Here is an 18,850-nt window from a genome sequence, read left to right on the forward strand (position 1 = left end):
TGCGACTCGAAAGACACACACTCGCCAAGATTTCGCCAAGCTGGAGTCTTGCTGCCACACGTGAGTCGAATTGTCGCACGGCGAAACACGCCCATGAGAGTCAATCCCGGGTTGAAAACCCCTCGATATGCCTGATCCACCCCACCACCTAAAATAGCTGTGATTGTACGGGGATGCGGAACCTTAGACCCATCACGATGCAGAACTAGTTTAGTTTCCAAATCAACTGATGCGTTTGAATATATCAAGAAACAACCCGAAACAAACCAACAGCATCAAGCACACGTAGCAATCGCTTTGTTTCGCACGCTTGATCGGAAATCGGCAATTGTTACGGTCCTACTCAAGTGATTCTCGCCAGTTGGCGAGGAGATCGACACAGATTCAGTGGCGTTCGGACGCGATGAGCAACTTGGCGCAACTGTTCTAGGTCGTTTCTCAATCCGCCCCGCGAGGTGATCCGTAAGACACCCGCCGGGCCTCACGCAGTAAGCGTTCAGTATCGAGTTGAAGTACCAGGCCTGCGAGACGCAGGCACTGAATGCGTAGGGCTGCCCGCGAATATCGAAACCATAACAACGGTTCGCGGGAAGGAATGTCGTCAAACAGCATCGTTGCCGAGCCGGGCATCACAACAACCATCCGGCCGCGACAGGTGCGAAACAGGGGCGAAAGACTGATGTATATTATCGTTGATGATCGCGAGAGCGTCGCGAACAGCTATGTCGGAGGGCTCGTTCGCGAAGGCGTATCGTCGATCGGCTTCTCCTCCGGGGAATTCTGGGACTGGCTGCAATCCGCGAGTGAATCGGATCTGGCAGCGGTGGACGCCTTCCTCCTCGGGGATTGCGATGCCCGCGGAAGCCTGCCGCGGGCGATGCGCAAGCGTTCCTCGGCTCCCATCATCGCCATGAGCGGCCAGAAGATGCTCAAGAACACGCTGGAGCTGTTCGAATCGGGTGTCGACGACGTCGTGCACGTACCGATCCACCTGCGCGAGATCCTTGCCCGAACGGCCGCGATCGCGCGCCGCCGGGTGGGCGAGCTGCCGAGGCCCTGCGAGAGCAGGATCCAGGTCTTCTTCAACGGCCGTGACCCCGAGATCGCGGGCCACGCCCTCACGCTGCCCCGCCGCGAACTGCGCATTCTCGAATATATGGTCAGCAATCACGGCAAGTGGATCACCAAGACGCAGATCTTCAACGCGGTCTACGGCATCTTCGAGTCCACCTTCGACGAGAGCGTGATCGAGAGCCACGTCAGCAAGCTGCGCAAGAAACTCCGCGACCGCCTCGGCTTCGACGCGATCGTGGCCCGGCGTTACGTCGGATACCGCCTCGACATCCCTGCCGGCGACACCCTCGACGTGCCGATGCAGGAGCTCGACGAGGTCGGCATCATCCTGAACAGGGCGCATGCCGTCCCGGCCGCCTATCCGGTCGGCAACTGACACGGCACAAGCCTGCCACGAACAGACAACGGCCTCTGCGAAGCACCATCGCAGAGGCCGTTGCATTTTCGGCGGCGGGAGATGTGGGATGAGCCCCCTATAGCGCCTCGATGGAGGTGCGTTGTCCTCTTGTGAAGAGGCAATCCCATCGGAGCTATCGGGCGCAAGAGTCTCCACGTCGTCATGGCCGGGCTTGGGCCATCCACGGGTTGCTACGCCGGACCAAGAACGTGGATGCCCGGGGCAAGCCCGGGCATGACGACGTCTTTGTGACGAACCAGCTGCGCCTATTCAGCCCGCGCTCTACGGCTTCTGCTGGAATTCTTCCTTGGAGACGTAATTGAAATCCTCGACCAGGACGTCCTGGACGACGTCAGCCTGCATCCGCTCGTTGACGCGCTGCTTGATGGCGGCCGTCAGGATGGAGAGGTCGTAGCGGGCGAGCTTCCTGAAGTCGAGACGGTCGTCGGCATAGATCCTGCGAAAGGCCTCGTCGACGACGAACGGCTCCGGCGGAACGTTGAGCTGGTGCATCGTCCGCGCCTCCACGGTGTAGACGAAGCGCGCGACGATATAGCCCTGCACATTGCCGTTCTCGACCATGGGCACGCTCAAAGCCCGGGTCTTCTGGTATTGCAGCCCGTCGAGATATTCGTCCTTCGCCGGCAGCAGGCTGCCGTTCTCCTTCCAATAGGCCACGCCATAGCTCGTGCCCGCGGTGAGGATGCATACCCAGAGCCCGGCCAGCACCAGTCTGATCATTTTCCGTCCTGCGCTGCGCGGCCGGTATAGGTGCCGTCCGACTCGGCCTCCTTGATCGCCTTGACGATGATGCCCGCGATCTCGCGCACCGCGTCGTAGTGCATTTCGAGGATCGAGCGATTCCGCTCGAGCTTCTCGCGCAGCCGCTGAATCTCGTCGGTGACCTCGACGTCGCCGCCGAGATGCATCCGCGCCCGCATCAGGCGGACGAATTCGAGCATGCTCCGGCTCTTCCGCGCGCTGAAGTCGTCGAAATCGATCTTCTGACGCGTCGTGAGCGCGACCGTCTCCTCCTCGACGATGCTCTCGAGCCGGCGGATCGCTGCCAGCAGGCCCCGCACTTCATCCAATCTCGCCGCATCCGCGCCGTCGACCACGGCCTCGCCGCTCATGATCGGCAGCAGCACCGGCAGCAGCGCATCGGCTTCTGCTGCTTCCGTCGTCATCACCCCGGTGTCCACGACCGGCTGCTCGATCACCATGGCCGCCGCGCTGTCTTGTGCCTGCATAGGAAATTCACCCTTCAACTTCTGTCACCCGTTCGCGGATCATCATCCGGCCTTGCCGGCACCCTTCGGCCCCGCCGGATTGGCGGCGGCCAGCTGCTTGGCGATGCCAATGCCGTTGCCCTTTGCCAGCTGGCTGCCAAGCTGCTCCGCCAGCATCGACTTCCAGACGCCGCCGGCCGTGCCCTTGCCAAAGACCTGCTCGGATTCCTTCGGCAACATCGTCTCGACGAAGGTCTGGAGGATGAACGCTTCGAACTTCCGGTACACCTCGCCGGATGCCGGCGCCTTGATCATCCGCACCGGGGCCCCATTCACCGCATCCGACGGCGCCTCGGAGACCTTCGTCGCGGACTGCTCGGCAGCTGCCGCCTTGCCGGCCTCCGCGTCCATCGTGGCGGCGAAGTCGGCATCGGAGGATTTCAGCGCATCGAGTTTCGCGGTCGCCGCGCGCTGGGTCACGGGATCGGCGGCCTCGAGGACGTCGAGAACGAGGTCGGGCGTCGCGGTCACGATCATGGCTTGTTCCGATTGGCTGGCCGTGGCGCCCACGCGCGCACGGCTGGGCTTATTCCCGTCATCTCCTCGAGGGAGCGCTTCTCGGCGTCACGGAGCTTGTCGGCCAGCGCCGCCTTCGCGACCTGCTCGAGCTGCTTCACGCGGCGGCTCTCGGCGCGGACCTGGTCGAGCTGCTGCGCGGCCTGCGTCCGGATCTCGCGCGCACCGACGCTCGTCCTGTTCAAGCGCCGCGCGATCGATTCGCTCGACGATCCCGCCGGCGGCTTGCCATCGTTCAGGGCTCCCACCAGCCATTCCTGCTCGTCCTGCAGGCTTCGCTCCTGCTGCCGCAGCTGCGCGAGCTGCCATTCGGACAGCCGGAGCTGGAGCTTCACCAGCGAAACCATCCGGCCGAGCTTGTCCGCGCGCGACGTCATCACAGGCTCACTCCGCCAGCCAGGACGAGAGGCCGAGCATGAATTGCGTCAGCAGCTCGTCGCTCGTGAGGTAGAGCAGCAGGAAGCCGCCGAACAGCACGAAGGGTACGGAGATGAAATAGACTGGAATTGCCGGCGTCAGCTTGTTGATCAGGCTGACCGCCAGGTTGACGATCACCGAATAGACGATGAACGGGCTGGCGATCCGCAGCGTCAGCACGAACGCTTCCGACAGGCGGCCGACGAGCAGGTCGAGTGCCATGCCGCCGCCGAGCCGGCTCCCGGGACGCCAGACGTCGTAGGAGTTCATCAGCCCACGCAGGACCTGCCAATGCTGGTCGGTCATGAAGAACAGCGTGGTGACGGACACCATGATCAGCGGCACCAGCGCCGGCGCCGGATCGCTGTCGGCGACCGGCGTTCCCGGGATGTTGCTGAGCCCGATCGCGCTCGCCATCACCGTCGCCATGGTCTGGAGCGCGAGAAAGAACACCCGCCCGCCGAGCCCGATGACGCTGCCGACCACGAGCTCGGAGCAGATCAGGAGCGCCAGCGTCAGCGGCGCGGCGTTGTCCGTGAGCGGCTTCAGCACCGCGATCAGGATCGGCGTCAGCGCGAACGTCGTGACGAGCGCGACGAACAGGCGGACCTGTGCCGGAACGTTGACGCTGGAATAGCCGGGCACCAGCATCAGGCAGGCGCCGATGCGGCAGAACACGATGAACGTCACCAGCACGCTGTCGGCAAGGCCGCTGATCACGACACGGCTCCGAGCGCCCGGATCTCGGCGCTGCGCGCGACTTCGACATGCGACAGGATCGGCAAGGTCGGGAACACCCGCTCCAGGATCATCCGGACATAGGGCCGGGCTTCCGGCGTCACCGCCAGCACCACGCTGGTGCCGTTCTCGGTGAACTTGCGGATCGCGGCGCTGGCTTCGGTCGCGAACTGCTCGATCAGGCGCGGATCGGCGTCGAACTCGACGACGTCGCCCTTGGCGTCGCGCTTCAGGCTCTGGTGGAAGGCGAGGTCCCAGCGGTTGCCGAGACGGACGACGTTGAGCACGCCGTTGTCGGAGAGGTCGCCGCAGATCTGCTGGGCAAGCCGGGTCCGCACGTGCTCTGCGACCTGCTCGGAGCGCCGCACGTGAGGCGCGATCTCGGCGATCGCCTCGAGGATGAGGTGAAGATTGCGGATGGAGACCCGCTCGGCCAGCAGGATCTTCAGGATCGCCAGCAGGCCGGAATAGGAGATCTGCGACGGGCAGAGATCCTCGACGAGGCGCTTGTACTCGGGATCGAGCCGGTCGAGCAGCGCGCGCATGTCCTTGTAGGACAGGAGCTGGGCGAGGTTCGCCCGGAGCACCTCGCTCAAATGCGTGAGCAGCACCGACAGATTGTCGACCGGCTTGCAGCCCTGCCGCTTGACTTCGTCCGTGAAGGCTTCCGTCACCCACAGCGCCTTCATGCCGAAAGCGGGTTCGACCACCTCTTCGCCGGGCACGTCGGGCTTGCCGTCCTTGTCGACCAGCACCAGCACCTCGCCGAGCCGGAGCTCGCCATGGGCGACGCGGGTGTCGTGGATCCGGATCTGGTAGCCCTTGGGGTCGATCGACAGATTGTCGCTGAGCTTGATCTCGGGAATGACGAAGCCGTACTGCTTGGCGAACTTCTTGCGGATCTTGGCGACGCGGTGGGCCAGCTCGGTGCGCGAGCCCAGCAGATGGACCGAAAGATGGCCGCCGAGCGCAAGCTCGATCTCGGCGGTCTTGAGCTGGTCCTTGACGGATTCCTTGGCCTCAGCCTGAGCGCGCTCGTCGGCCTTGCGCACATCTTCCTTCCGCTCCCGCGCCGCCTGCCGCCTCGGCAAGGTGTAGCCGACGAAGGCCATGACGCCGCCGAGAAGCACGAAGGGCGCCAACGGCAGCCCCGGCATCAAGGCGAGCACGAACATCATCAGCGCGGCGGCCGACACAGCGCGGGGATAGCCGCCGAGCTGGCGCAGCACGGCCTGCTCGGCCGATCCTCTCGTGCCGCCCTTGGAGACCAGCAGGCCGGCCGACAGCGACACGATGAGTGCCGGCATCTGCGACACCAGACCGTCGCCGACGGAGAGCTTCGTGTAGACGTCGGCGGCGCGCGACAGCGTCAGCCCGTGATGGGTGACGCCGATGATGATGCCGCCGAAAATGTTGATCGCGGTGATGAGCAGGCCGGCGATGGCATCGCCCCGAACGAACTTCGAGGCACCGTCCATGGCACCGAAGAACGCGCTTTCTTCTTCGAGCTCGCGGCGCCGGCGCTGGGCTTCCTTGTCGTCGATCAGGCCCGCCGACAGATCGGCGTCGATCGCCATCTGCTTGCCGGGGATGGCGTCGAGGGTGAAACGGGCGCCGACTTCGGCGATACGCGTCGCACCCTTGGTGATCACGACGAAATTCACGGTGACCAGGATGGCGAAGATGATCAGGCCGATGACGAAGTCGCCGCCCATGACGAACTTGGAGAAGCCGGCGACGACGTGGCCGGCAGCCTGCTCGCCCTCCCCCCCACGCGACAGGATCAGGCGGGTGGTCGCGACGTTCAGCGCCAGCCGCAGGATGGTCGCGATCAGCAGCACGGTCGGGAAGGCGGAGAAGTCGAGCGGTCGCTGGATCCACAGCGCGACCATCAGGATCAGCGCCGACAGCGCGATCGAGAACGCGAGGCCGAGATCGATCAGGATCGGCGGGATCGGCAGGAACAGGATCGTGAGCATGGCCACGATGCCGCCGGCGAAAAAGGCGTCGGCCCCCAATCGTCGTGGGGTCGGCAGGCTAGCAGCTAACGTATCGGCCATGGGTCACCGGCAGAGGGTCCACCCCTAATCTGCCCCGCAAAGCTTACGCGGGGATGGTGGCCGAGGCCGCGCGGGTCAGAAGCCGCGCTCGATCCGCGAATAGACCATCTCGGTGAAGGTGGAGAGGTGCGCGCCGATGAAGGAGCCGGAGACGGCAACGACCAGGAGGATGACGATGATCTTCGGAACGAAGGTCAGCGTCACCTCCTGGATCTGGGTCAGGGCCTGGATCAGCGCGATGATGGTGCCGACCAGCATCGCGGCGCCGACCGCGGGCCCGGAGGCGACGATGATGGTCCAGATCGCCGCCTGGACGATGTCGAGAGCGTTGCGTTCGTTCATGACTGGCTGATCGTGAGTCCCGGCCCGACCGCGACCTTGGTGCCGTTCTCGAGGGTCGCGATGGAGCCGTCGGCGTTGATGGAGACCGAGACGACCTTGCCGCTGAAGCTGGCGCCGGTGGCGTCGGTGAAGCTGACGGTCTTGCCGATCAGGCCGTTGGCCTGCGACAACGACTGCGAGGACAGCAGCGCATCCAGCTTCGAGTTGGTCTGCATGGCCTGCTCGACCGTCGAGAGCTGCGCGAACTGGCTCATATATTGCGAGGTATCCATCGGATTGGTCGGATCCTGGTTCTTCATCTCGGCGACGAGAAGCTGAAGAAACGTGTTGTAGTCGACGCTGCTGCTCGAGGTCGAATTGGTGGAGCCGGTCGAACTTGACGACTTGCTCGTGCTGTCGGTCGCACTGTTGACGTTCATGTACCTCTCCGCTGTCAGGCAGCCTGGAATGGGGACTCGGTGATGGCGCCGGCCAGGATGGCCTGCTCGACCGGGAACAGGGCCCGGATCCGCTTGAGCGCCTCGAAGTAGCGGGTCGCCTCGACCAGCTCGTCGACCGCGCCCAGTCCGTCCAGCATCTCCCGGCTCTCGCACACGGCGCACAGGGCCGCGTGATGCTGGGCGTAGAGCGCCGCGGCGTCGCGGATGTCGGTCGGGTTCATCAGCATGAGCTGGACGATGAAGTAGAGCTGCCGCAGCGCCGTGGTGGCGTCGGACGCCTGCATGACCTGCCCTTCGAGCAGGAACATCACGTCGTTGACGAGCTCGACGGAGACCTTGCGGTCCACGCGCAGCACCGCGCCGTTGATGTAGATCCGTTCGCCCGCCCGCAAGGAGATCTTCATCAAAGAGCGTCTCGGATCAGGCGGTTGATTTCGATGAGCTGCATCACGTCGTTCGACCTCTCCTCGCGAAGACGATCGGCCTCCTTGACGACCCACAGGCCGATCGAGATGATGTCGGCGCGCAGCTTGTCCGGAAGCCCGTTCTCGGGGTGCGAGAGATCCTCGATGAAGATCGTCCACAGCCGCCGCACATAGAGCAGGCTCTCGACCAGATCCTCGAGGCGGAACACGCCTCGCTGAATCCGCTCGAGCCGGTCGATGCCGAGGCTGAGCGCCTGCCGCTCGCGGCCCCGCGCCTCGTAACCGCTCTCGTCGACGACCGATTCATAGGCTTCAAACGTCATCAGCATCACTCTGCGCAGGAGACCGGGTAACAGGACGAGGTTGCGAGCCTCGGCTCTAGAGATAGTTGATGAGGCTGATCTGCTGGAGCTGCGAGGTCAGCGCGAGCGCCGTCTTGATCTGGGTCTGCAGGGTGTTGACGCGGACCGAGGCCTCGGTCGGGTCGACCGCCTCCAGCTTGACGATCTGGTCGTTGAGGATGTCCTTCTGGATCTTCAGCTTCTCGGTCGCGCCGGTGACCCGTTGCTGGATCGAGCCGACGGTCCCGCCGAGCACGGCGAGATCGTTGATCGCGCCGCTGACCAGGCTGATGGCCTTGTCGACGACGACCTGAAACGTGTCCTTGCTCAGGCTCGTGTTCCCGAGATCAGTGAGCATGGTGTAGGCCTCGGCCAGCTTGCGGAAGCCGGGCTGGTTGGCGCTGACCGAGCTGTCGACAACCTCGGTCGTGGAGATGCGGCTCGACAGCGTCTGATCCGTGGCCGACGACCAGTTGGCGTTCCAGGCCGGGCTCGCGAACTCGGGGTCGAGGGTGTTGTCGAGGAAATTCTGCATTTGCGCCGGAGTGATGGTGCTCACACCGGCCGCAGCCTGCGAGAAGCCGAACGTCGCCAGGAAGTCCGCATCGACCTGGTTCTTGCTGGCAGAGCCGGCCGTGTAGTTCGTGACCGGCACGGTCTGCGTATCGATTCCGCCGAACAGATACGACCCGTTGTAGGAAACGTTGAGCGCGCCGATGACGTCCTGAAGGTTCGCGGACGCGCTCGGCAGGATGATCTTCGCGCCGCTGTCGGCGTCGCGGGCCGCGATCAGGTTCTTGAGGAATTCCGACGCGGTCTTGCCGAGCTGCGTGATCCGGTTCTGGGTCACATCGAGGCGCCCCGAAACCAGCTCGTTGGTGTCGACGAGCTGGTCGGCGAAGTTGAAATCGGCGCGCAGCGCCACGTCGCGGCCCGTTCCCGTGCCGAGCTCGAGGCCGACATCGGCGAAACGGCCGGTGGTCGCCTCCTTCGAGGCCTTGGTCAGCGCGCTCTGGTTGTTCGTGATCGACGACCTCAACGATGAAGACAGCATCAGGGTCGAGATGTAGTTCGCGCTCATCATGACCTAATTCCCTACGGCAGCCAGCAGGCTCTGCAGCATCTCATCGACGGTGGAAATGATCTTCGACGACGCCGAATAGGTGCGCTCGACCTGGAGCATCAACGCCATCTCGTCGTCCATGTTGACGCCGCTGACGTTGGACAGCGCCGCGGTGCTGCGGTCGAGCAGCGTATTCTGATACTGGACGTTGTCGTCGGCGGTCTTGCGCTGGCTTTCGATCCAGCTCGCCGAGGAAGACGCAAACTCGATCACGCTGCCGCTCGGCTTGCCCTGAGCCGTGGCATCGAATGGCTGCGGCGCTTCCATCTTGTTGATGAGCTGCTGCAGCCGCGCCGAGAAGCCGGCATTGCCGGTCGTGTTGTAATTATAGGCGGCAACGCCGCTGATGGCGCCGTCGCGCAGCAGGTTCGGATTTCCGCCTACGGCCGGATCGACCGAGGCGGCGACCGAGATCCTCCCGGCGAGGCCCCCCGAGATCGTCGCGCTCGCGGGCATCGCCGGCGCGCCGGGATAGGTGAACAGGCCGGGCCTGTCGGCCAGCGTCGGGACAGCCGACTGGTCGCTTTCCTTGAAGGCCTCGATCAGGCCGCGCGCGATTTCGTCGAGCTGGCTCTGATACGTGACCGTGTCCTTGTCGCGCAGCTGGGCCAGGCCGGCGAGCTTGCCGGACTTGAGCGGCATGACGGAATTGGCGCCGGTCACGGGAACGCCGTCGATGAAGACGGCATTGCCCGTGGTGCCGGCGGTATAGGCGTTGGTCGGCGCAAAGCTCACGGCCCGCGCCGTCTTGTCGAACAGCACGACGCCGCTGTCGGTATAGAGCGCAGCATCTCCATTGGTCCGGATCGACATCGAGACGCCGACCTCCTGCGACAGCCTGGAGACGATGCTGTCGCGCTGGTCGAGATAGTCGGTGACGTCGTCGCCGGAGATCGTGCCCTTCACGATGGCGGTGTTGACGGTCTGGAACTGGGACAGCAGCTGGTTGATGTTGGCGACCGAATTCGCCATGTCGGCGTCGGCTCCCTCGCGGACCGACTGCACCGTCCTTGTGGCCTGGTTGAGCCCGGTCACCATGTCCTTGGCGGACGTCACGGCCGCCTGCGCCAGGGTCGCATTGTCGGTGGAGTTGGCGTATTGCTGCAACGCCTGCTTCAGCTTATTGAGCTGGGCGGTCGGCGACTGCTCGAGCTCGGGATCGTCCACCGTCGCGGCCGCGATCTTCTGCAGTCCGTCATAGATCACGCTCTGCTTGGCCGACGACGAGGTCGCGGTCAGCACGTTCGAATAGAGACCCGAACTGGCGGCGCGCTGGATCGCCGCGACGTAGACGCCGGTGCCGGGGAGGTTGTCCAGCACGGCGATCTTGCGCGAATAGCCGGTGGCGCTGGCACCGGCGATGTTGCGCGAGATCGTCGACGACTGGATGCCCGACGCCATGAGCGAGGCGCGAGCGGAGTCGAGAGCGGCGGTAAGGGACATGATCTGCTCTTGCCGGGGGTGAGCGCCGAAGAACTCAGCGCTTCAGGTTGACGACGACGTCGAGCAGGTCGGCGCCCGTCTGGAACGATTTCGAGTTGGCGGTGAAGCCGCGCTGCGCCTCGATCATCCCGGTGAGCTCGTCCGCGAGATCGACGTTGGAGTCCTCCAGCGCACCGGACTGGACCGTGCCGAGCCCGCCGGTGCCGGCATTCCCGGCCTGCGCATTGCCGGAATTCATGTTGGTCGAATAGACGTTACCCGGCTCGGGCGTCAGATTGTCGGGGCTCGCGACGTCGGCGAGCATGATCGTGTAGAGCGTCAGCTGCTGCCCGTTCTTGAGGATCGCCGTCACGTGGCCCGCCTCGTCGACATCGACCTTGTCGATCGCCGCGGGCACGCTGCCGTTGACGGTGGCCTTGAAGCTGAAGTCGGCTCCGACCTGCGTCATGTTCGACAGGTCCATGGTCAGCGCCGCGCCGCCCGGGACCGTGAACGTAAGGCCCGTCGGGCTCGCCGCGGCCAGCGCGCCTTTGCCGGCCGCCGTGGTATCGAAAGTGAAGGTGGTGGCGGCGGCGAGCGAGGTGCCCGTCGCGGAGTTGTAGACCTGAACCTGCCAGGTATCCGAACCGGCCGCCGTCGCGGTGTGGGACATATAGACGTCGAGCGTAACGGCTTGGCCGATATTGTTGTAGGCGACGATCGAGCTCTTCGACGAATATGACGCCGGACCGGGCGGACCGGCAATGACAGCCGCCTTCGGATCGAGATTGCCGGTCGTCAGGGTGCCCGCAGTCCACGGCACCGGCACCTGCGAGACCTGGGCGATGTTCACGATCTGCATTCCAGCCAGGCTGTTCTGCGAGAAATTGGTCACGAGGCCAGGCTGGCCCAGAAGGTAGTAGCCGGCCGCATTGACCAGATTGCCCTGGCTATCAGGCACGAACGAGCCGGCGCGGGTCAAATATTGCTGCGTGTTGGTGGCGTTCGAGACCACGAAGAAGCCGTTGCCTTGCACGGCAAGGTCGGTGGAAGACGTCGTGAACTGCGTATGTCCGGCGTCGCTGATGGCGTAACGGACGGTCGTCTCGACGGCGCCGGAGTCGTAATTGCCAGAGCCGCTCTTCAGGATCAGCGAGGAGAATTCGGTCGAAGCCCGCTTGTAACCAGTGGTGTTGACGTTCGCGATGTTGTCCGAAACCGTCGACAGCTTGTTGGACTGCGCGCTCATACCGGAAACACCGGTGCGCATAACACCATACAGGCTCATGAAGTGGGCTCCTTTGGTAGGTTGCAGTTACAATGGGGGATCTTGCTTGCGCGGGGCTGATGGTTCGGAACCATGCACAACTTCACGTCGTCATGTCGTTTTCGGCTGACAGAACGAGCGTGCCTTGTCGGTCCAGGCGCCGAAACCGCTCGACACGAGGTGAGCCACGATGTGACAGACATAGCGCTTCTGCGCCGGCTGGTTGTTGGGGCCGGCATTGTAGCGAGCCACCGCCATGGTCCAGCTGCCCTCGCGCTGCTTCAGCTCTTTCAGGAAGCGCGCGGCATATTCGACGTTTTTTGCGGGATCGAACATCGCGCGCACCGAGACGAACTTGTCGCCGTGATAGTAATGGTTGATCTGCATGCAGCCGAGATCGATCAGCTTGATGCCCTTGCCGCGCATGGCCTGGAAATTTGCGATCGCGTCATCCATGTCCCTGGCGAACACGGTCTGGCCGTCGGCGCCGAGGGCGTAAGGATGCAGCGCGCCGCGGCGGCCGGTCTCGGTGAGACCGACTGCGTAGAGAATGCCGAGCGGAATCCCATGCTGCTGGGCCGCGCGCGCCATCTCGCGCTCGCAGGGGCGCGCGGCGTCGCTGGCCGCGTCCGCGGCGCCGGCATTACAGATAAACAGGGCCGCGACGAAGATGCGGCGCCACGTCCTGGTCATGACGCGTCTCCTGGCTGGGCTGGCGCTCCTGGCGGGCCTGTTTCGCGCCGCCATCGGATTGCCCCGACGACGTGCCTGCGCCACCGAACGCGCCTTGCGATTGCGACGAGGGCTGTTGCTGGCCCGAGAGCTGCGGCTGCGACTGGCCGGAGCCGCTCTGGAATCCATCCAGCGAGCCGTGCTGCACGGGCGCGACGTCGGCGACATAACCCGCCGTCTGCATGAGATCGCGGATCTGGTCGCGCTGCTGATCCAGCATCTGGCTCGTGTCCTTGCGCGCGGCCGCAAGGTGGACGGACACTTCGGTGCCGACGAGACGAAGGCGCACGGTGACGTTGCCGAGCGCGGGCGGCTCGAGATTGATGGTCAGGATCTTGAGCGGCTGATCCGGCGCATTGGCCTGGGATGCTGCGGGATCGGGCGCTGCGGACGCCGCCGGGCCTGCGGAGTCCTTCAGTTCGGCGACGACCGCATTGGCGACTTGTTGCGGGGCGTTGAACTGCGCCGGGGGCAGATGGGTCTCCTGCTGGACCACGGTGACCTTGGTCGTCTCGGGCAATGCGTCGCGCGTCGAGACCTTGGCGGCGCGTTCGACATTGGCGGTGACCGCCTCGAAGCCTGATGTCGCGGGCATGGCTTTGGCGGAAGCCTCGCTGCCTGGCTGTGCGGCTGCGGCTTGCGATGCATCGCCTTGTGCACGCGCGCCGGTCGGAACGACAGCAGACGGCGCGGAATCCGCCGTCGTTGCCTTCGCGATGCCTGTGGCCGCAACTTCGCGCTTCGTCCCGGATGAGCGCTCGTCGCGCGCGGGCACGTCTTTCCTGTCGCCCGACTGCGACGGCATTTGCGGCTTCGCGGCCGATGCGGCAACGAGATCCTGTCCCACGATCGCGGGAGCGTTCGGGCGATTCGAACCGTCTGGCTTCGGATCATGGCCGACCGGGCTTTGCGTCTCCGAGGATTTGTCGGTCGTCTGGTCGCCGGCCCTGAGCAGGTCGGTCGCCTCGGTGCGCTCGTCCGTCTCGTCCTTCGACTTGTCCTTGCCCGCGGGGTGGGCCAGACGCGTGCGCAGCGCTCCGGCCTTCGCGGTCGTATCGCTGCCCTCATCGTTGAGTGCCTGCTTGGCGAGGTTCGAGACGGTGTGGAGCAGATCGTTGAACGACGAGCCCGCCTGCGATTTGGCTCCGGCGTTCAATGCCGAACGCGACGTGCCGCGGATGTTGAGGCTCTCGGCGAGACCCGAGAAGAGCTGTCCGGAGGTTCCACTGAGCTTGGTCATGGGCGGCGGTCCCTGGTAAGGAGTTCGAGCTCGCCGAGCTGCTTCTGCGCGCGCGCGAGAGTCACGGTCGATGACGCCAGATCGAGACGTGCCGGCGTTGCCGGAGGCTTGTCGGCAGCAGCGGCGGATCCGCCCGGAAACGGCTTGCGAACATCGAGCGCGAGCTGCACCGTGGCATTCAGAAGGGGCACGTCGCGCTCGGGCAGTTTCGACCGGTCGAGTGCCTTCAGCTCGGCCAGACCGCCATCATACTCGTCGGTGAGCGCCCGCGCGGCGCCGCGGAAGAAATGCGCCCGCTCGCGATCCGCCGAGGCGTCGGCGCTGAGCGTCAGCGCCCGCTCGCCGGCAAGCCGCGTCACGGCCATCTGCCCGCGCACCATCGCCGCGCGCGCGATCACGAGATAGAGCTTGAGGCGGCTCGCGCGATCGATCTGCTCGAGTAGCGCTGCGATCCGCGCGAAGCGGCGATCGTCGAGCGCCAGACTCGATTGCGTCAGGCCCGAGGAGAAGCGCTGCCAGAAATCGCCGGCATAGATCGAGTTGCGGTAGTGGCGGATATAGGCCAGCGCCAGGAACTCGAACTTGTCGAAATCCTCCGCCTGCCCCACCAGCAGGATCTCGCGCCGCAACGCCGCCTCCTCCACCAGGGTACCGGGCAGGAGCAGGCGCGCGTCGTCCAGACGCTCGATCGCGAGCGATGCCTCGGAGCGCGCGAACAACGCGCCCTGGACCAGCGCGACCTGTCCTCCGAGGCCGGAGGACAGCGTCCGCGGCTTGACGTCCTTGAGCAACTCCCGCGCTTCCTCCTGACGGCCCTCGACATAGGCGAGCGCGCCGTTGAACAGCCGCTCGTCGACGTTCATCTTGTCGCGCGGCAGCTTGCGGACGATCTGCGGCGCGCCGCCGCTGAGCAGGTAGATGACCGCAGCCTGGCTGTTCTGCGCATTGCTCCACACGCCCGGATCGGCGGCGAGAAACTTCTCTCCGATCTGCCGGATCAGCGCGACGTGACTGCCATGCGCGGCGGTGTCACCGTTGGCGATGCCGTCCTGCACGGCCTGCAACGCGCGGACGAGCTCATAGGGCTCGCCCGGCTGGCGCGCGGATTGTGCGAGCGCGTTCGCTGCCGTGAACGGCAGGAGCAGCACGGCGGCGCAGAGGAGCGGCCTGATCAAGGGCGCTTCTCACGAATCAGGATCTCGATCCGGCGGTTCTGCGCGGCCGCCGGATCGTTCGGAAGCTTCGGCCGGCGGTCGGCATAGCCTTCGACATGCTCGATCCGCAGCGCGTCGACGCCGGAGCGAACCAGCATGTAATAGGCCATCTGCGCGCGGGCGGTCGACAGCCGCCAATTGTCGTAAGTCTCAGAACGATACGGCCGATTGTCGGTATGGCCGCGGACGATGATCATGCCCTGGCGCTTCGTCAGCAACGGCCCGATCTTGTCGATCACGCGGATCAGCTCGGGCCGCGGCTCGGCCGAGCCGACCGCGAACATGCCGAAGCTCGCATCGTCGGTCAGGCTGATCAGGAGGCCCTCCTCGACCTGACGCACCTCGGCCGCCGGCCCGGCGCCAGCCTTGATGTCCGAGAGCGCGTCGGCAATCGCGGCCTGAAGCTGCTTGACGGTCGGCTGCTGGGTTTGCGCCGCATCGCGCGGCTCGGACTCCTTCGTCGTATCGTTGGGACGCGCCGGCGCGGCGGCGTTGGCTTGAGCGCTCGCATGAACGGTGGCCTGGGCGCTGCCCTCGCGCGGGGCCTGCGCCGGCGCGGGCCCCGGCGGCAACAGCGGCGACAGGTTTGCGGACGACGCATCCGCGTTCGGCGCCAGGCTTCCGCCGGCATCGTCCGCCTTGGCACGACGCGGCTGCGGCTCGCCCTGATTTGTGCCTGAGGCACCGTCGCGCGCGGAGGCATTCGGCTTGGGCTCGCTCTCGATCATGCGATCGGCGTCCTTGGATGCTTGCGGCGCCAGCTTCCAATAGCCGGGGTCGAAGGGATCGCGGTAGGCGTCGCCGCCCTTGAGACCATCCTCTTCGGCGGACGTCAGCGCGCCGGCGCGTCGCTGTCCCGTGGACTGGTTCGCGCTGTTCGCGATTTCGGAAAGCGTCGCATAGGGATCACGGAACAGGACTTTCTCTTCATAGGAGGCCGGCTTCTCCGCCGTCGGCGAGTCGCCGCGACGTTCCTCGTTCGAGCCGGCCGGCTGACGCTTGCCGTCCTGACCTTCGAACGAGGTCGGCTCCTTCTTGGAAAGATTCTTCAGGCCCTTCGGCGCGGGGGCATTTTCCGCGAGCTGGATCGGATTGAAATAGCTCGCGACGACCTGCTTCTGATCCTGGTTGAGCGCGTTGAGCAGCCACATGACCAGGAAGAACGCCATCATCGCGGTCATGAAGTCCGCATAGGCGATCTTCCATACGCCGCCGTGATGCGCCTCCTCGGCGAAGGCGCTGCGCCGGCGGACGATCACGAGTTCATGCTTGACCTCTTCCATGACGGGCTACCGGCGTGCTTCCTTCAGGCGTTCGCTCCAGGCCGTGATCTGCGTCTCGATCACGGTCTGGTCGGCCACGACGCGAACCTCCAGGGTGTCGGCCGCCTCGTACTCGATGCCGATGCGCCTGGATGCCTCGAGCTGCGTCTTCACGAGGTCGAGCAGCTCGCTCGGACCGGTGACCTTGAACGCCGGCACCGACGAGTTGCCGGTCAGCGCTGCGATCTGCTCGACCAGCGATCCGATCGCCTTGTCGCGGACTGCCTCGGTGAGGAACGGCAGTAATATCCGCGCCACGGAGCTTGCGATGTTGGTCTCGATCTCGCGGCAAGCCGTCTCGAAGCCGCTGACGATCGCGACCGCCTGCTGGTCGGACCATTTGGCGCGCTCTTCGCCGAGCCGGATCGCGCTGCGGACGCGCTCCTCGGCAAGCCTGGCGTCGCCTTCCGCGACGCCGGCCGCGTGGCCGCGGCGGTAGGCGTCGTCCAGGACATTGGCCGGCGGGGCTTCCGCCCTCGGTGCCGGAGACGGCGACTGCGGCAGTGGCTGCGAATGGGCCTGGGGCTGCGGCGAAGGCTCGCGCATGATCTCCTTCGGCCTCGTCAGCACGTCCTGGATCCTGGGCGGCGGAGGCGGCGGTGATTTGACCCGGCCGTTCGCGTCGAACTGCGTCAGGAATTTTCCGATTGCCGCGTTCATGCCGCCTCCTCGCGTCGCATCCAGTCTTTAAGGATCGCTGCGGCCTGCGCCTGGTCGAGCCGGACGATCTGCTCCAGTCGCTTCTGCGGCGTTCGCTGCATCTTGCCTTCGAGATCTTCGACGAGATTGAGCTCGGGGTCCTGACTCTCGGCCAATGCAAGGGCCGCAGCAGCCTCGATCTCAGCGGCCTCGGCCGCCTCCACCTGCTCCTGCTCCGCGCGATGGGTCAGAATGCCGTTGACCGCCGGCCGCAAGCCGAACCAGACCAGCATCGACGCAACGGCCAGGATCGTCACCGCGTTGATGACGCTGCCGAGCTGCTTGTTGATCATCTCGACGAAACTGATCGGCGGCACCGGCGCCAGCTCGCGCGAGCCCTCGATGAAGTCGACGGCCGTCACCTGGATCTGGTCGCCGCGCTGCTTGTCCAGTCCGCCGGCCGTCGCCGCGAGCTGGCTGATCTCGGCGAGCTTGCTGTCGACGATGGCCTGGTTGCTCTTGTCGCCGAGATCGGCGACCAGCCGCGCCCGATTGACCAGGACGGCGATGAAGAGCTTCTTCACCGCATAGCCGTCGCTCACCGTCGTCGTGGTCTTGGACGAGACCTCGAAGTTGGTGACGTCCTCGCGGCGGGTCTTGTCTTCGCTGGAGTTCTTGCCGCCGCCGGCGTTGACCTGCTGATCGGGAAGGTTCTGCTGCACCGTGGTCGGCGTCGAACGGTCGGCGTTCTGCGAGGATTCCTTCTCGCGCACGTTCCGCACCGAACGCTCGGCCCGGCTCTCCGGATCGTAGACGGTCTCGTTGATCTGCCGCTTGTCGGTGGAGAGCTGCGGCGCGACGCTGACCTCGAAATTGTCGAGGCCCAGATAGGGCGTCAGCGCCTTGCGGATGTTCTCCTGCACCATGCCGCCGACCGTCTTCTGCAGGCTCGCCATCTTGGTCGGGGCGGCGCTCGCCTCGTCCTCTTCGGCGAGCAGCATCGAACCGTCGGCGTCCAGCACCGTCACCTTGTCGCGGTTCATGCCTGGAATGGCGGCGGCGACGAGATGGCGGATCGACTGCGCGGTGCGGGCCTCGATCGCGCCGTCGGTGCGCAGCACGACCGATGCGGATGGCGGCTGCTGCGTCGCGCGGAACGAGCCGCGCACCGGCAGCACGATATGCACCCGCGCCGCCTTGACGCCCTTCATCAACTGCACCGTGCGCGCGATCTCGCCTTCCAGCGCCCGGAGCTTGGTGACCTCCTGCATGAACGAGGTCAGGCCGAGCGAGCCGATCTTGTCGAACAGCTCGTAGCCGGAATTGGCGCTGGTCGGCAGCCCCTTCTCGGCCAGCAGCATCCGTGCCTGCATGGTCTGGCTCGGGCGCACCGAGAGCGCGTCGCCGGCCGTATTGACGTCGAAGGTGATGTTCTGCTCGCGCAGCGCGGCGCCCATGCGCGTCACGTCTTCGCGGGTGAGGCCGGTATAGAGCGTCTCGAATTCAGGCCGGCTCAGATAGTACGCGCCGCCGACGACGGTCACGAGAACGGCAAAACCGATCAGGCCCAGGGCCATCAGGCGTCGCGGCCCAAGCTCCAGCAGATTGTTGAGCAGTTGCTGTACCTGCGCACGACTGAGCATATGACCTCGTACCAATGCGGACGTACGGGACACTCCGCTGCCAACCTTGTCTGAAGGTTGCGCGAGGACACGAATGTGTCAGTTCGCAGGCGAGGCGTTGCAATTTTACAAGAAGGCCTATTTTACGAGAAGGCCTATTTTACAAGAAGCCCTGGCGACGCAATCCGGTCGGCGGCAATGCACGCCGGGACGCATGGCCGCACGATCGG

At 65.2% G+C, this 18,850-nt stretch carries 20 protein-coding genes; 1 reads left to right on the forward strand and 19 read right to left on the reverse strand.

The genetic code is table 11. The annotated features are described in order from the left end of the window. Positions 1–679: 679 nt before the first annotated feature. The gene (locus XI03_RS35445; RefSeq protein WP_038950144.1) at positions 680–1,450 is read left to right on the forward strand and encodes a response regulator transcription factor; all 771 of its coding nucleotides are present in this window, start codon (positions 680–682) and stop codon (positions 1,448–1,450) included. Positions 1,451–1,753: 303 nt separating this feature from the next. Here XI03_RS35445 and XI03_RS35450 read toward each other — a convergent pair whose 3' ends face one another. From XI03_RS35450 to fliF, 19 genes are all read right to left on the reverse strand, one after another. After that, complete coding sequence (locus tag XI03_RS35450; protein ID WP_018318468.1) at positions 1,754–2,212, reverse strand: hypothetical protein; 459 nt, start codon at positions 2,210–2,212, stop codon at positions 1,754–1,756. Continuing rightward, a complete protein-coding gene (locus XI03_RS35455) occupies positions 2,209–2,721 on the reverse strand; it encodes a hypothetical protein (protein ID WP_028145723.1) in 513 nt (170 codons plus the stop codon). Before XI03_RS35455 ends, XI03_RS35450 begins: the two co-directional genes overlap by 4 nt. 42 nt (positions 2,722–2,763) lie before the next feature. Further along, positions 2,764–3,237 carry a rod-binding protein gene (locus XI03_RS35460; RefSeq protein WP_271594686.1) on the reverse strand — a complete coding sequence of 158 codons (474 nt, stop codon included), beginning with the start codon at positions 3,235–3,237 and terminating at the stop codon, positions 2,764–2,766. Beyond that, on the reverse strand, positions 3,234–3,653 hold the full coding sequence (locus tag XI03_RS35465) for a hypothetical protein (RefSeq protein WP_271594687.1): 420 nt from the start codon (positions 3,651–3,653) through the stop codon (positions 3,234–3,236). Before XI03_RS35465 ends, XI03_RS35460 begins: the two co-directional genes overlap by 4 nt. Before the next feature lie 7 nt (positions 3,654–3,660). Further along, positions 3,661–4,413, reverse strand: coding sequence for a flagellar biosynthesis protein FliR (fliR, locus tag XI03_RS35470; RefSeq protein WP_271594688.1), 753 nt, complete (start codon positions 4,411–4,413; stop codon positions 3,661–3,663). Next, positions 4,410–6,491 carry a flagellar biosynthesis protein FlhA gene (gene flhA, locus XI03_RS35475; RefSeq protein WP_028145727.1) on the reverse strand — a complete coding sequence of 694 codons (2,082 nt, stop codon included), beginning with the start codon at positions 6,489–6,491 and terminating at the stop codon, positions 4,410–4,412. Before flhA ends, fliR begins: the two co-directional genes overlap by 4 nt. Positions 6,492–6,566: 75 nt before the next feature. Next, a complete protein-coding gene (fliQ, locus tag XI03_RS35480) occupies positions 6,567–6,833 on the reverse strand; it encodes a flagellar biosynthesis protein FliQ (RefSeq protein WP_271594689.1) in 267 nt (88 codons plus the stop codon). Continuing rightward, on the reverse strand, positions 6,830–7,252 hold the full coding sequence (flgD, locus tag XI03_RS35485) for a flagellar hook assembly protein FlgD (RefSeq protein WP_271594690.1): 423 nt from the start codon (positions 7,250–7,252) through the stop codon (positions 6,830–6,832). The genes fliQ and flgD overlap by 4 nt, the downstream gene beginning before the upstream one ends. A gap of 14 nt (positions 7,253–7,266) precedes the next feature. Further along, positions 7,267–7,677, reverse strand: a complete 411-nt coding sequence (gene flbT / locus XI03_RS35490) for a flagellar biosynthesis repressor FlbT (RefSeq protein WP_018318460.1) — start codon at positions 7,675–7,677, stop codon at positions 7,267–7,269. Further along, positions 7,677–8,021, reverse strand: coding sequence for a flagellar biosynthesis regulator FlaF (gene flaF / locus XI03_RS35495; protein WP_028145728.1), 345 nt, complete (start codon positions 8,019–8,021; stop codon positions 7,677–7,679). Before flaF ends, flbT begins: the two co-directional genes overlap by 1 nt. Before the next feature lie 55 nt (positions 8,022–8,076). Continuing rightward, positions 8,077–9,123, reverse strand: a complete 1,047-nt coding sequence (locus XI03_RS35500; RefSeq protein ID WP_038950149.1) for a flagellar hook-associated family protein — start codon at positions 9,121–9,123, stop codon at positions 8,077–8,079. Between the two features lie 3 nt (positions 9,124–9,126). Then, positions 9,127–10,605, reverse strand: coding sequence for a flagellar hook-associated protein FlgK (gene flgK, locus XI03_RS35505; RefSeq protein WP_271594691.1), 1,479 nt, complete (start codon positions 10,603–10,605; stop codon positions 9,127–9,129). Positions 10,606–10,639: 34 nt separating this feature from the next. Next, positions 10,640–11,872 (reverse strand): flagellar hook protein FlgE, encoded by a 1,233-nt coding sequence (locus XI03_RS35510; RefSeq protein WP_271594692.1) that lies wholly within the window; start codon positions 11,870–11,872, stop codon positions 10,640–10,642. 90 nt (positions 11,873–11,962) lie between these two features. Continuing rightward, a complete protein-coding gene (locus tag XI03_RS35515) occupies positions 11,963–12,544 on the reverse strand; it encodes a transglycosylase SLT domain-containing protein (RefSeq protein ID WP_028145731.1) in 582 nt (193 codons plus the stop codon). Continuing rightward, positions 12,495–13,823, reverse strand: a complete 1,329-nt coding sequence (gene fliK, locus XI03_RS35520) for a flagellar hook-length control protein FliK (RefSeq protein WP_271594693.1) — start codon at positions 13,821–13,823, stop codon at positions 12,495–12,497. The genes XI03_RS35515 and fliK overlap by 50 nt, the downstream gene beginning before the upstream one ends. Further along, positions 13,820–14,998: a chemotaxis protein gene (locus XI03_RS35525; protein ID WP_038950153.1), complete on the reverse strand. Its 1,179-nt coding sequence runs from the start codon at positions 14,996–14,998 to the stop codon at positions 13,820–13,822. The genes fliK and XI03_RS35525 overlap by 4 nt, the downstream gene beginning before the upstream one ends. After that, positions 14,995–16,320 (reverse strand): MotB family protein, encoded by a 1,326-nt coding sequence (locus XI03_RS35530; RefSeq protein ID WP_271594694.1) that lies wholly within the window; start codon positions 16,318–16,320, stop codon positions 14,995–14,997. The genes XI03_RS35525 and XI03_RS35530 overlap by 4 nt, the downstream gene beginning before the upstream one ends. Before the next feature lie 6 nt (positions 16,321–16,326). Continuing rightward, positions 16,327–17,019 (reverse strand): hypothetical protein, encoded by a 693-nt coding sequence (locus XI03_RS35535; RefSeq protein ID WP_271594695.1) that lies wholly within the window; start codon positions 17,017–17,019, stop codon positions 16,327–16,329. Continuing rightward, positions 17,016–18,641 (reverse strand): flagellar basal-body MS-ring/collar protein FliF, encoded by a 1,626-nt coding sequence (gene fliF / locus XI03_RS35540; protein WP_038950157.1) that lies wholly within the window; start codon positions 18,639–18,641, stop codon positions 17,016–17,018. The genes XI03_RS35535 and fliF overlap by 4 nt, the downstream gene beginning before the upstream one ends. Positions 18,642–18,850 lie beyond the last annotated feature (209 nt).

The sequence above is a fragment of the Bradyrhizobium sp. CCBAU 65884 genome, assembly GCF_028128835.1.
Classification (GTDB): Bacteria; Pseudomonadota; Alphaproteobacteria; order Rhizobiales; family Xanthobacteraceae; genus Bradyrhizobium; species Bradyrhizobium ottawaense.